General features: G+C 40.4%; 9 protein-coding genes. All 9 read left to right on the top strand.

The window, feature by feature from the left end; translation table 11 throughout:
- Positions 1–74: 74 nt before the first annotated feature.
- The 9 genes from ACUN24_RS03610 to ACUN24_RS03570 all read left to right on the top strand — a co-directional run bounded on the left by ACUN24_RS03610 (position 75) and on the right by ACUN24_RS03570 (position 12,739).
- Complete coding sequence (locus tag ACUN24_RS03610) at positions 75–1,031, top strand: pectinesterase family protein (RefSeq protein WP_445561284.1); 957 nt, start codon at positions 75–77, stop codon at positions 1,029–1,031.
- Between the two features lie 159 nt (positions 1,032–1,190).
- Complete coding sequence (locus ACUN24_RS03605; RefSeq protein ID WP_445561283.1) at positions 1,191–2,861, top strand: glycoside hydrolase family 28 protein; 1,671 nt, start codon at positions 1,191–1,193, stop codon at positions 2,859–2,861.
- Positions 2,862–2,987: 126 nt separating this feature from the next.
- Positions 2,988–4,799: a glycoside hydrolase family 88 protein gene (locus ACUN24_RS03600; RefSeq protein ID WP_445561282.1), complete on the top strand. Its 1,812-nt coding sequence runs from the start codon at positions 2,988–2,990 to the stop codon at positions 4,797–4,799.
- A gap of 252 nt (positions 4,800–5,051) precedes the next feature.
- Positions 5,052–6,065, top strand: coding sequence for a pectate lyase (gene pelA / locus ACUN24_RS03595; RefSeq protein ID WP_445561281.1), 1,014 nt, complete (start codon positions 5,052–5,054; stop codon positions 6,063–6,065).
- Positions 6,066–6,141: 76 nt separating this feature from the next.
- The gene (locus ACUN24_RS03590) at positions 6,142–7,653 is read left to right on the top strand and encodes a tagaturonate reductase (RefSeq protein WP_445561280.1); all 1,512 of its coding nucleotides are present in this window, start codon (positions 6,142–6,144) and stop codon (positions 7,651–7,653) included.
- 1 nt (position 7,654) lies between these two features.
- Complete coding sequence (locus tag ACUN24_RS03585) at positions 7,655–9,301, top strand: UxaA family hydrolase (protein WP_445561279.1); 1,647 nt, start codon at positions 7,655–7,657, stop codon at positions 9,299–9,301.
- Positions 9,302–9,513: 212 nt separating this feature from the next.
- A complete protein-coding gene (uxaC, locus tag ACUN24_RS03580; RefSeq protein WP_445561278.1) occupies positions 9,514–10,914 on the top strand; it encodes a glucuronate isomerase in 1,401 nt (466 codons plus the stop codon).
- 114 nt (positions 10,915–11,028) lie between these two features.
- Complete coding sequence (locus tag ACUN24_RS03575; RefSeq protein WP_445561277.1) at positions 11,029–12,084, top strand: PfkB family carbohydrate kinase; 1,056 nt, start codon at positions 11,029–11,031, stop codon at positions 12,082–12,084.
- The gene (locus tag ACUN24_RS03570) at positions 12,077–12,739 is read left to right on the top strand and encodes a bifunctional 4-hydroxy-2-oxoglutarate aldolase/2-dehydro-3-deoxy-phosphogluconate aldolase (RefSeq protein WP_445561276.1); all 663 of its coding nucleotides are present in this window, start codon (positions 12,077–12,079) and stop codon (positions 12,737–12,739) included. The genes ACUN24_RS03575 and ACUN24_RS03570 overlap by 8 nt, the downstream gene beginning before the upstream one ends.
- The last annotated feature ends 14 nt before the right edge of the window (positions 12,740–12,753 follow it).

The raw sequence follows: 12,753 nt of genomic DNA, 5'->3' as shown, positions 1-12,753 counted from the left end.
TTTTAAAACACGGCTGCGTTACAAAGTTTATACTTTTACGTGGCCGATTTTAATTTAAGCCTAACCAAATTCATATGAAAGCAATCATCCTATTCTTACTGACAATCATTTCATCAGCGGTTTATGCACTGGATGTTAAACCCGATTTTGTGGTGGCAGCTGATGGAAGTGGGAATTTTAAAACTGTGCAGGAAGCGATACATGCTGTGCCGGATTTCAGGAACAAAACAACCGTAATTTTTATTAAAAAAGGCATTTATAAAGAAAAACTTATCTTGGCGGCCTCTAAAAAGAATGTAAAGTTTATTGGGGAAAACTTAAACGAAACTATTTTAACCTATGATGATTATGCACAGAAGAAAAATATTTTTGGTGAAGAAAAAGGTACTTCCGGCTCTTCCAGCTTTTACATTTATGGCGAAGGCTTTTCTGCTGAGAACATCACTTTCGAAAATTCGTCAGGCCCTGTTGGGCAAGCCGTGGCCATTTGGGCGGGCGGCGATAAACTGATTTTCACCAACTGCCGTTTTTTGGGTTTCCAGGATACACTTTACACTTACGGAGCCAACAACCGCCAATACTATAAAAACTGCTATATTGAAGGTACGGTCGATTTTATTTTCGGGGCTTCGACAGCCTGGTTTGAAAGTTGCACCATTTTCTGCAAAAAGGCGGGTTATATTACGGCTGCTTCAACTGCCGATACCACAAAATTTGGCTACGTACTCAACAAATGTAAAATCAAGGGAGATGCCCCTGCCAATAGTTTTTACCTGGGCCGCCCCTGGAGACCTTATGCTAAAGTTGTTTACCTCAATTGCGAACTGCCTGATTTTATCCACCCCGCTGGTTGGAACAACTGGGAGAAAGAAAGTAATGAGAAAACGGCTTATTATGCAGAATATAAAAGCAAGGGGAAAGGCGCCGATCCAAAAAACAGGGTAAAATGGTCGCACCAATTAACAGAGATAGAATACCAGACCTATATTTTAGAAAACGTTTTCCGTGGATGGAATCCAGAGATAAAATAAGGAGCGTAACATGCTGGTATACAGTTTTTAAATTCATTTCTGAAGGCTGTTTTTTACCTGGTTTTCCGGTAACGATTGCATAGATTTCTCTTCTGTTTTAAGTGCAAACAACGTACACTTGTTATTACGATAACCAAGTATAATTTAACAGCGCAAATAATGAAACATATTTCTGGTCGTTTATGCCATATAAAAGTAGCTCTCGCATGCTTAATTTTATCTTCTGCAACTGCTATGGCTCAACAAAAGCATAGCTTACCCATTATTCAGCAGGTTAAATTTAAAAAAGATACCACGAGCATTGTTAGTTTCGGGGCAAAAGGTGATGGCATTACCTTAAATACCGAAAGCATTAATAAAACCATTGCCAGCGTTAGCCAAAAAGGCGGAGGAGTGGTGTTAATTCCGTCAGGCTTGTGGTTAACCGGGCCTATTGAGTTAAAAAGCAATGTTAACCTGCACTTAAGACGCGACGCTATTCTTCAGTTTACGGCCGATTTTAACCAGTATAAACTCGTTCAGGGAAATTGGGAAGGTCAGCCTGCATGGCGAAACCAGAGTCCGATTTCGGGTGTAAACCTCGAAAATATTGCCATTACCGGAAGCGGGATCATTGATGGCAACGGTGGTGCCTGGCGCATGGTTAAAAAAGATAAACTCACAGAAACACAGTGGAAAAACCTCGTTGCATCCGGAGGAATAGTTAAAGCAGATGGCAAAATGTGGTATCCATCTGAAAAAACACTTAAAGGCTCCAATACTAAAAATCCAGGAGTAATTGAAGCGGGCAAAACAGCAGCAGATTATGAAGATATCAAAGATTTTCTCCGTCCGAACTTATTGGTTTTAACGGGTTGTAAAAAAATTCTTTTAGAAGGTGTTACCTTTCAAAATTCACCAGCTTGGAATTTACATCCTTTGCTTTGCGAGGATTTAACCTTAAGAAATTTACAGGTGAAAAATCCCTGGTTTGCACAGAATGGCGATGGCGTTGATGTAGAATCGTGCAAAAATGTATTGATTGAAGGCAGCACTTTTGATGTAGGTGATGATGGCATCTGCATCAAATCTGGCCGTGATGAGGCTGGCCGTAAACGTGGTGTACCAACTGAAAATGTAATTGTAAGAAATAATATCGTTTACCATGCCCATGGCGGTTTTGTAATCGGTAGCGAAATGAGCGGTGGTGCAAAAAACATCTGGGTGTACGACTGTTCTTTTATCGGTACCGATATCGGTCTGCGTTTTAAAACCACCCGTGGCCGAGGTGGTGTGGTAGAAAATATTTATATCAACAACATCAACATGGTCGATATTCCTGGCGAAGCCATTCTATTCGATATGTATTATGCTGCGGTTGATCCGGTTCCTTTGGCTGGCGAAAAACGAGAAGCGATTAAAACGGTTACCGTTCCGGTTACAGAAGCCACTCCGCAGTTCAGAAACTTTTACATTAAAGATGTAGTAGCCAATGGTGCCGAAAAGGCAATATTTTTCAGGGGATTACCAGAGATGAACATCAAAGATGTGCATTTGGAAAACGTAACTATAAAAGCTAAGAAGGGTATCGAAATTATCGAGGCAACAGGAATTTTCCTGAAAAACGTAAACGTAATTACTGATAATACCAGTCCGGTAGTGATGATCCAGAACGGTTCTAATATCAACATCAGCAAGCTCAGCTATCCAATGAACAGCAAAATTTTATTTGATGTTTCAGGCGAAAAATCAAAAGGGGTAAAAATTAGCGGAACCGATGTTTCTAAAGCGAAAACAGCTTCCGTTTTGGGCACTGAGGTAGATAAAAAAGCACTGGAAATTTCAAAATAACAGCATCATGAAGCAATCAATCTTATATACAGCCGCTGCACTTATTGGTTTTTCTATTTTAACACAAAGTGGATTTGCCCAAAAGAAACTGTCGGAGCAGTTAACCCTAACGGCAATGGAACAGCTATGGCAGGATACTACTGTTTTAAAAGGACCAAAGGCCCTAGATGGTCGTACGATATGGGAGTGGTTTTGGAAGGTGCTGCATCGGTTTGGCGCAATACCGGTGATGGAAAATATTTCAAATACATCCAAAGTTCTATGGATGCTTATCTGGATAAAGAGGGAAATATCACCACCTATAAACCAGATGATTTTAATATCGATAACATTAAAAATGGTCGCGCTTTATTGTTGTTGTACAAAGTTACCGGACAGCAGAAATACCTGTTAGCTGCAACTAAATTATACGATCAGCTGCAAAAACAGCCGCGTACTAAAGAAGGTGGCTTTTGGCATAAGAAAATTTATCCAAACCAAATGTGGCTGGATGGTTTGTACATGGGCGAACCTTTCTATGCAGAATACGCCAAATTGATGAAAAAAGATGCCGCTTTCGATGACATTGCCAAACAGTTTATCCTCATGGAAAAAAACTCACGTGATGCAAAAACAGGTTTGCTTTACCATGGCTATGATGAAAGCAGAACAGAACAATGGGCGGATAAAAAAACCGGGCGTTCGCCAAATTTTTGGGCCAGGGCAATGGGCTGGTACATCATGGCCTTGGTAGATGTGTTGGATAATTTTCCGGCCGATCATCCACAAAGGAAAGAATTACTGGCCATTTTAAACCGTACAGCAACAGCGGCGGTAAAATACCAGGATCCGAAATCGGGTGTTTGGTTTGATATTTTGGATATGCCAGCACGTAAAGGGAATTACCTGGAAAGTTCGGCATCGAGCATGTTTGTGTACGGCTTAGCCAAAGGAGTACGTAAAGGTTGGTTGGCACCTTCGTTTATGGCAGCAGCTAATAAAGGTTATGCAGGTTTAAAGAAAGAATTTATAGAAAAAGCAGGCGATGAAAGGGTAAACCTTACCAAAACCGTTTCTGTATCTGGTTTAGGTGGAAAACCTAAATACCGCGATGGCAGCTTCGATTATTATATCAGTGAAAAAGTAATCACCAACGACCCTAAAGGAATGGGTGCATTTGTGTGTGCAGCTGCTGAGATGGAAGTTGATGCTTTACCAAAACCTGGAAAAAATTTAACGGTTACGGTCGATAATTTCTTCAACAACGAATACATGACCGGCCCAACCGGAGATAAAATCCCTTTCCATTACCTTTGGGAAGAAGATGATAACAATGGATTCTCTTTATTCGGTAAAGTATTTAACAATGCTGGTGTAAAAACCAGAACGCTTAAAGCAGCTCCTACGACTTCAAATTTAAAAGGAACTAACATTTACATTATTGTAGATCCTGATACCGAAAAAGAAACGGCTAACCCGAATTTCATGAATGCTGCCCATGCCAAACAGGTTAGCGAATGGGTTAAAGCTGGTGGCGTTTTGGTACTGCTCTTGAACGATGTAGGCAACTGCGAAATTTCGAAATTTAATGTACTACCTGAAACCTTTGGAATTCATTTTAATGAAGATAGCCGCAATAAAGTTCAGGGCGCAAATTTTGAACAGGGTGCAATAAAAATCCCGGCAGGGAATTCTATTTTCAAGACGGCCAAAAAAGTGTACATCAAGGAAATTTCTACCATTGTGGCGAAAAATCCCGCTGTCTCTGCTTTAACTGATAAAGGAGATGTGATTGTTGCTACTGCAAAATATGGTAAAGGAACAGTTTTCGCAGTGGGCGATCCCTGGTTTTATAATGAATATATTGACGGTAGAAAATTACCTGCTGAATTTGAAAATTTTAAAGCCACGAATGATTTGGTGAACTGGCTGATTAAACAGGTGCCCAGGAAGAAGTAGGATTTAACCACAGATGAAAAGGATGCACACAGATAAATAATGGTTCTTGGAGACACGAACCATGGCGAAGAACTGTCATCCTGAGTCTGTCGAAGGACTTGTTAAAATTACTGCAAACAGCGTTTCGACAAGCTCAACGTGACATATTGGATGAAAAAATACTCTGTGTCTCTGTGGTAAACAATAACCATGGCACAGGAAACAAAAAGAAAATTAGTGGCCTGTGTCCTCACAGACCAAGGAACAAACAAAATGATGAAAATAAAAATATGGTTCACCCTAGTCTGCAGCACTTTATTACTATCGTGTTATGCCCAGCAGCCTACTGATTCTATGGCAGATAAAATGCTCGTTTATCAATTAGGCAATGGTGGCTGGCCAAAGCAACTGGATGATAAAAGTGTGGTTAACTATGGTGCTGCTTTAACCCCTGAGTTATTGGCCAAAATAAAAGCGACGAAAGATTTACATGCCACTTTCGATAATAAAGCCACCAGCAGAGAAGTGGTTTACCTGGTAAAAGCTTATAAAAAAACACAGAATAAGGCTTATTTAAAGGCAGCTGAAAAAGGATTGGATTATATTTTATCTGCTCAGTATGCCAATGGTGGCTGGCCACAATATTATCCTGATAAAGCTTCGTACCGATCTGAAATTACTTACAATGATGATGCGATGATCAATGTTCTGAACATTTTACAGGATATTGTCACGCAAACGAACGATTTCGAAGTTGTAAATCCAGATTATGTAAAAAAAGCAGAGAAAGCCATTGCAAAAGGCATTAATTGTATCATCAAAACACAGGTAAAACAGAACGGGACGTTAACCATTTGGGCTGCGCAATACGATAAAGATTCGATGTTGCCTGCAAAAGCCAGGGCATTTGAGCCGGCCTCGTTAAGCACAAGTGAATCGGTGGGTATTGTGCGTTTCCTCATGAGGCTTAAAAACCCATCACCAGAAGTAAAAAATACAATTGCAGCAGCAGTGAAATGGTTTGATACTTATAAAATAGTTGGCTACCGTTTCGATCGGAACAAAAATATTTCAGCTTTAGTTGCGGATCATACAGCCAACACCTGGGCGCGTTTTTACGACCTTGATAAAAACACCCCGATTTTCGGCGACCGTGACAATACAATTAAAACAAAATTGGAAGAGTTAAGTCCCGAAAGGCGCAACGGTTATGCCTGGTATGGCAACTGGGGAGAAAAATTAATTGAAAAGGAATACCCGAAGTGGTTAAGCACGAATGGGAAATAAATAAATCATAACTCGTCAAAAGAAAATTATAATCCCACTTAGTGCCTTAGTGCCTTGGTGGTTAAATCACATTAAAATGATTTTAAACAGAGAAAATTTAAAAAACATTAACGGCGACAGGGTTATAAAACCAACTGCCGAAATTTTAGCCTTGCCCGAAAAAGTAATCCAGTTTGGAACGGGTGTTTTATTGCGCGGTCTGCCAGATTATTTTATCGATAAAGCCAATCAAAAAGGTGTTTTTAACGGTAGGGTCTTGGTCGTTAAATCTACTTCAAGAGGTGGTGCTGACGAATTTGCGAAGCAAGACAATTTATATACCCTTTGTGTAAAAGGTATTGAAGATGGTGTTAGTGTTGAAGAAAACTCAATCAACGCTTCAATCAGCCGGGTTTTGTCTGCTTCACAAGATTGGGCCGAAATTTTGAAAGCCGCCCATCAGCCAGAAATGCAGGTCGTAATTTCGAATACCACTGAAGTTGGGATTGTTAAAAGTGAAGATAAAATCACCGATAATCCACCACAATCTTACCCGGGCAAATTATTGGCTTTTCTGCACGAAAGATATAAAGCCTTTAATGGTTCAGCAGAAAGCGGAATGGTGATCGTGCCTACGGAACTCATCAGCGATAACGCCGATAAATTGAAAGAGATTTTACTGGATCTTGCCATCCAGAATAAATTGGGCTGGGATTTCGAAAACTGGTTGAAAACCGCCAATCATTTCTGTAAAACTTTAGTTGATCGTATTGTGCCTGGAAAACTTCCGGAAGCTGAACAAAAAGCCATCGAAAGCGAATTGGGTTACGAAGACGAACTCATGATCATGGCCGAACCTTTCAGGCTTTGGGCAATCGAATCATCAAGCGAAAAAGTAAAAGAGGTATTATCCTTCTCAAAAGCAGATAAAGGTATTTTCATTGTTCCTTCCATGGATAAATTTAAAGAACTAAAACTCCGTTTACTTAATGGCACACATACCATTAGCTGCGGTTTGGCCATTTTAGCAGGCTTTAATACGGTAAAAGAAGCTATGGCCAATGAAGATTTCTCAGCCAATGTGTTAAAACTGATGAAAGACGAAATAGCCCCTGTTGTGGTAAATGAAGATATTACCTATGATGAAGCAATTGCCTTTGCTGAAAGTGTGGTCGACCGTTTCAGTAATCCTTTTTTAGAGCACCAATGGCAGGCTATTACCTTAAACTTCACTTCAAAAATGCAGATGCGCAACATGCCGCTTATCAGAAGATATTATGCCTTAAAAAATGAAGTGCCACAACTTACCGCTTTGGGTGTTGCCGCTTATATTCTCTTTATGAATGTAAACAAAGATGGGGATATTTATACGGCTAACGCTAACGGAAAAACCTTCCCGATACAGGATGAATTTGCGGAAGTTTTATATGAATACTGGAAACATCCTGAAACCGTTGTAGATAATACCTTAGGCGACAGACGCCTTTGGGATAAAAACCTGAACAATTATCCCGGCTTTAACGCAGCCGTAAAATCATACGTTGAATTATTACAAAATAAGGGTGCAAAAGAAACTTTAAGTAACTTGCATTCAGAAAGAACAATTTAAAATGGTTACTAGAATTTTAAAAATCCATCCTAACGACAACGTTCTTGTTGCCCTGCAAAATCTTGCAAAAGGCGAAACCGTTATTCACGATGGGCAGGAGTATATTTTACAGGATGATATCCAGGCCAAGCATAAATTTTTTATGCAGGATATGAATACCGGCGATCACATTATCATGTACGGCGTATTGGTAGGAAAGGCACAACATTTCATCCTTAAAGGTGGTTTAATGGATACCGAAAACACCAAACATGCGTCTGATCCTTACGAATTTCGTCCATACCATTACGAGTGGCATGCGCCCGATGTTTCCAAATTTGAAGGCAGAACCTTTAATGGTTATATCCGTAGCGATGGTCGCGTAGGAACTGCCAATTACTGGTTGTTTATCCCTACTGTTTTCTGCGAAAACCGCAATTTAGATGTCATCCGTGAGGCTTTGCACAATGAATTGGGTTATGCCGTTACCGATAAATATAAATCGTATGCCCACCAGTTGGTAGAGGCTTATAAAAACGGCGAGATTTTAGAAGAGGCCGATCCAAATTCTATCGGATTAGCCAATCCATCGGCCAGCCGCGTTTTTAAAAATGTTGATGGCATTAAGTTTTTAAACCATCAGGGTGGATGTGGCGGTACCCGTCAGGATGCTGCTGTGCTGAGCAAGTTATTGGCAGCTTATGCCGATCACCCGAATGTGGCTGGTGTAACTGTGTTGAGCCTGGGCTGTCAGAATTTACAGGTTAAGGATTTTATGGATGATTTAAAACAGCGTAGTCCAAATTTCGATAAACCTTTATTCATTTTTGAGCAGCAACAATCGCAGAGCGAAGAACAATTAGTTAAGGAAGCCATCCGTAAAACCTTTATCGGTTTAACCGAAATCAATAAAATCGAGCGTCAGCCAGCGCCGTTAAGTAAACTGGTTTTGGGTGTAAAATGTGGCGGCAGCGATGGTTTTAGTGGTATTAGTGCCAACCCTGCGGTAGGTTATACTTCCGATTTATTGGTGGCTTTAGGCGGAACGGTGCTTTTAGCCGAATTCCCTGAGCTTTGCGGTGCCGAGCAACAGTTAATCGACCGAACAAAAGACGAAACTGCTGCCCGCAAATTTATCCAGTTAATGACGGCTTACAACCAGGCTGCGGAAAATGTAGGTTCTGGATTTTTTATGAACCCATCGCCGGGAAATATCAAAGATGGTTTAATTACCGATGCGATTAAAAGTACCGGAGCAGCTAAAAAAGGCGGAACCTCACCAGTAGAAGATGTGTTGGATTATACCGAACCCGCCACTAAACCAGGGTTAAATTTGGTTTGTACGCCTGGAAATGATGTAGAGGCTACCACAGGTAAAGCAGCATCGGGTGCAACATTAATCTTATTTACCACAGGTTTAGGCACGCCAACGGGAAACCCGGTTTGCCCGACCATTAAGGTGTCAACCAATAATGCATTGACAAAACGCATGGGTGATATCATCGATATTAACTGTGGTCCGGTAATCGAAGGAGAAAAAACCATAGAACAAATGGGAGAAGATATCCTGGAATATTGCATTAAAGCGGCTAGTGGCGAAGTAATCCCTAAGGCAGTGTTGCTTAACCAGGATGACTTTATTCCATGGAAAAGGGGAGTGAGTTTGTAGTCCGGAGTCATGAGTCCAAATGCCGTGGTCTGTGTCCTCACAGACCACCAATAGATAAAATATAAATTGAGTTCCGGTTTATGGGGACACAGACCAGGGATAATAAATTCAATTCCGTTCTGTGAGGACACAGACCGGGGCTAAATAAAAAATTAATAGATATTCGTTTTGATCATCTCAAACCGATTATCTGGTGTCTCAAATCATATAGTATGAAATCTTTTTTAGACGAAAATTTTCTTTTGCAAAGCAAAACAGCAGAAAAGCTTTACCACAATTTTGCAAAATCATTGCCGATTATCGATTACCATAATCACCTTATTCCGGAGCAGATCGCCAATAATACCCAGTTTGCCAATATCAGTCAGGTTTGGCTTGCCGGCGACCACTACAAATGGAGGGCCATGCGTGCCAATGGTGTGGATGAAAAATACATCACTGGTGTTGGATCAGATTATGAGAAATTTGAGAAATGGGCTGAAACTGTTCCTTATACTTTGCGTAATCCATTATACCACTGGACACATTTAGAGCTTCAGAGATATTTTGGTGTAACCGATTTACTTTCGGGCAAAACGGCACAGAAAATTTATGATGAATGTTCTGCAAAACTGCAAACGCCAGAGTACTCTGTACGTGGTTTATTGGCCAAAATGAATGTGGAAGCTGTTTGTACAACCGATGATCCATTGGATAGCTTAAACTTCCACCAGCAATTGGCAAGAGAGGGTGCAAATTTGAAAATGTTACCTGCTTTCCGTCCGGATAAAGCGATGAACAGCGATGATATTGAAGGATTGAACGAATATATCAACAAGTTAGAAAGCGTTGCCGATAAAACCATCAGCAGTTTTCAGGATTATATCGATGCCTTAAAAAGCCGTCACGATTACTTTGCTGATAATGGCTGTTCAGTTTCTGATCATGGTTTAGAGCAGATTTATGCCGAGGATTATACTGAAGCCGAAATTTCATCCATTTTTAATAAAATTCGCGCTAAACAAGATATCTCTTACGAGGAAAACCTGAAATTTAAATCGGCCATGCTGGTTTATTTTGCAGAATGGGATCACGAGAAAGGCTGGGTGCAACAATATCACCTTGGTGCTCTACGCAACAACAATGCCCGGATGTTAAGACAATTAGGTCCGGATACCGGTTGGGATTCAATCGGCGATTTTAGCCAGGCCCGTATGCTTTCTAAATTCCTGAACCGTTTGGATAATCAGGATAAACTGGCCAAAACCATTATTTATAATCTTAATCCAGCAGATAACGAATTAATTGCCACCATGATCGGTAATTTTAACGATGGTTCGGTTGCAGGTAAAGTTCAGTTTGGTTCGGCCTGGTGGTTTTTGGATCAGAAGGACGGTATGATCAAACAGTTAAACGCACTATCCAACATGGGGCTTTTAAGCCGCCTGGTAGGTATGCTTACCGATTCGCGCAGTTTCCTTTCTTTTCCACGCCACGAATACTTCAGAAGGATTGTTTGTAACCTCTTTGGAGAAGATATTGAGAATGGCGAATTGCCTAACGATTTGGAATGGGTGGGCAAAATTGTTCAGGATATTTCGTACTTTAACGCAAAAAATTACTTTAAATTTTAACCCAAAATCAGGCTTTAGGAGGGTATTTCATTGGAATCAAATCATTTCAATCGTTTTCCTTCCATTTTCATGCGGTTGCAGAAAACAGCATGAAATATGCCGATAAATATAAAAATGAGCACCCAAATATTCGCTTCATCAGAAAAAGGAAAAAAAGTTTTAAGCTTTGGTGAAATCCTGTTACGCATCTGTCCCGATATGGATGGTGCCTGGTTAAAAGAAAACAAACTCCCGTTTTATGTGGGTGGTGCAGAGCTGAATGTAGCCACTGCACTTGCCCTTTGGAATGTTCCTTCGGCCTATTTATCGGCTGTACCAGATAATTCGGTCACCCGCGAAATTGTAGATTATCTTGATGCCCGTAATATCGATACCACACCAATGGTTTATCATGGAGAACGTTTGGGTTTATATTATCTCCCGAAAGGAAAAGACCTTAAAAATGCCGGTGTAATTTACGACAGGGCAAATTCGGCCTATGCAGAATTAAAGGTTGGCCAGATCAACTGGGATGAAGTTTTTGAAGATGTAAGCTGGTTCCATTTCAGTGCGATATGTCCAGCAATCAACCAATCTATTGCTGATGTTTGTTTAGAAGCTTTAAAAGTGGCAAGTGCAAAAAATATTACCATTTCACTTGATTTAAACTATCGCGCCAAACTTTGGAAATACGGTAAAGATCCCATTGATGTTTTACCAGAACTGGCTCAATATTGTACCTTGATTATGGGGAATGTTTGGGCGGCCAATAAAATGTTGGGTACTGCGCTTCACGAAGATTTAACACAAACTGAGGGTTATGCAAAAGAAACGTTACTACAACAGGCAACAGATACTTCTAAAGAAATATTAAGTTTGTTTCCGGCATGTAAAGCGGTGGCCAATACCTTCAGGTTTGATCATGGCAAAGGTATCAGGTATTATACTGCCATTTATACCGATAGTGAACTAACGGTTTCTGAAGAATATGTTTCGGACGAAATTTTAGATAAAGTGGGTAGTGGTGACTGTTTTATGGCAGGTTTGATTTACGGTTTTTACAACCAGTTACCGGTCAAAGAAACTTTAAACTTTGCCACCGCAGCAGCTTACGATAAATTATACATTCCAAGTGATGCTACAATCAGTACCGTAGCAGACATAGAAAAAAGAATAATACACAATGATTAGCAACAAGCACAAAATTTTAGATGCCATTTTAGAGCAAGGCATGTTACCGCTTTTTTATCAGGATAGCGAAGCAGGTAGCGTTGAAATATTACGCACTTTGTATAAAGCGGGTGTACGTGTTTTCGAATATACTAACCGCGGTAAATCAGCCCTGTCGAACTTTAAAAAATTAAAGGAAGTACGCGATGCCGAAATGCCAGATCTTTATCTGGGTATAGGAACCATTAAAACCCCTGCCGATGCAAATGCTTTTATCGAAGCGGGAACAGATTTTATTGTGGCACCGATCGTAAATCCGGCTGTTGCAGAAATTGTCAACAAAATCGGGATGCTGTGGATTCCGGGCTGTATGACGCCAACTGAAATCAGTGTAGCTCAAGAGCATAAAGCCATGTTGATCAAAATTTTCCCTGCCAATATTTTAGGCCCTGAGTTTATTTCATCAATTAAAGATCTTTTCGCAGGACAGCTGTTTATGCCTACCGGTGGGGTAGAAATTAATGCTGATAACTTGAAAACCTGGTTTAAATCTGGCGTTTGTGCGGTTGGTATGGGTAGTAAATTAATCAGTAAAGATGTGATGAGTAAAGGGCTTTACGAAGAGTTATTCGACAATACCAAATTAGCGCTCGATCTAATTCAGCAGAGCAAATAAAATTTAACAAACCT

The organism is Pedobacter sp. WC2501, assembly GCF_052682415.1.
The sequence above is the reverse complement of the archived record's forward strand: the minus strand, read 5'-3'. Positions and strand labels throughout refer to the sequence as shown.

Excerpts from the sequence above, each read along its gene's own strand:
- ACUN24_RS03575 (WP_445561277.1), top strand. The coding sequence starts at position 11,029 with ATGAGCACCCAAATATTCGCTTCATCAGAAAAAGGAAAAAAAGTTTTA.
- ACUN24_RS03585 (WP_445561279.1), top strand. The coding sequence starts at position 7,655 with ATGGTTACTAGAATTTTAAAAATCCATCCTAACGACAACGTTCTTGTT.
- ACUN24_RS03605 (WP_445561283.1), top strand. The coding sequence starts at position 1,191 with ATGAAACATATTTCTGGTCGTTTATGCCATATAAAAGTAGCTCTCGCA.
- ACUN24_RS03610 (WP_445561284.1), top strand. The coding sequence starts at position 75 with ATGAAAGCAATCATCCTATTCTTACTGACAATCATTTCATCAGCGGTT.
- uxaC (WP_445561278.1), top strand. The coding sequence starts at position 9,514 with ATGAAATCTTTTTTAGACGAAAATTTTCTTTTGCAAAGCAAAACAGCA.
- ACUN24_RS03600 (WP_445561282.1), top strand. The coding sequence starts at position 2,988 with ATGGCAGGATACTACTGTTTTAAAAGGACCAAAGGCCCTAGATGGTCG.
- pelA (WP_445561281.1), top strand. The coding sequence starts at position 5,052 with ATGATGAAAATAAAAATATGGTTCACCCTAGTCTGCAGCACTTTATTA.
- ACUN24_RS03570 (WP_445561276.1), top strand. The coding sequence starts at position 12,077 with ATGATTAGCAACAAGCACAAAATTTTAGATGCCATTTTAGAGCAAGGC.
- ACUN24_RS03590 (WP_445561280.1), top strand. The coding sequence starts at position 6,142 with ATGATTTTAAACAGAGAAAATTTAAAAAACATTAACGGCGACAGGGTT.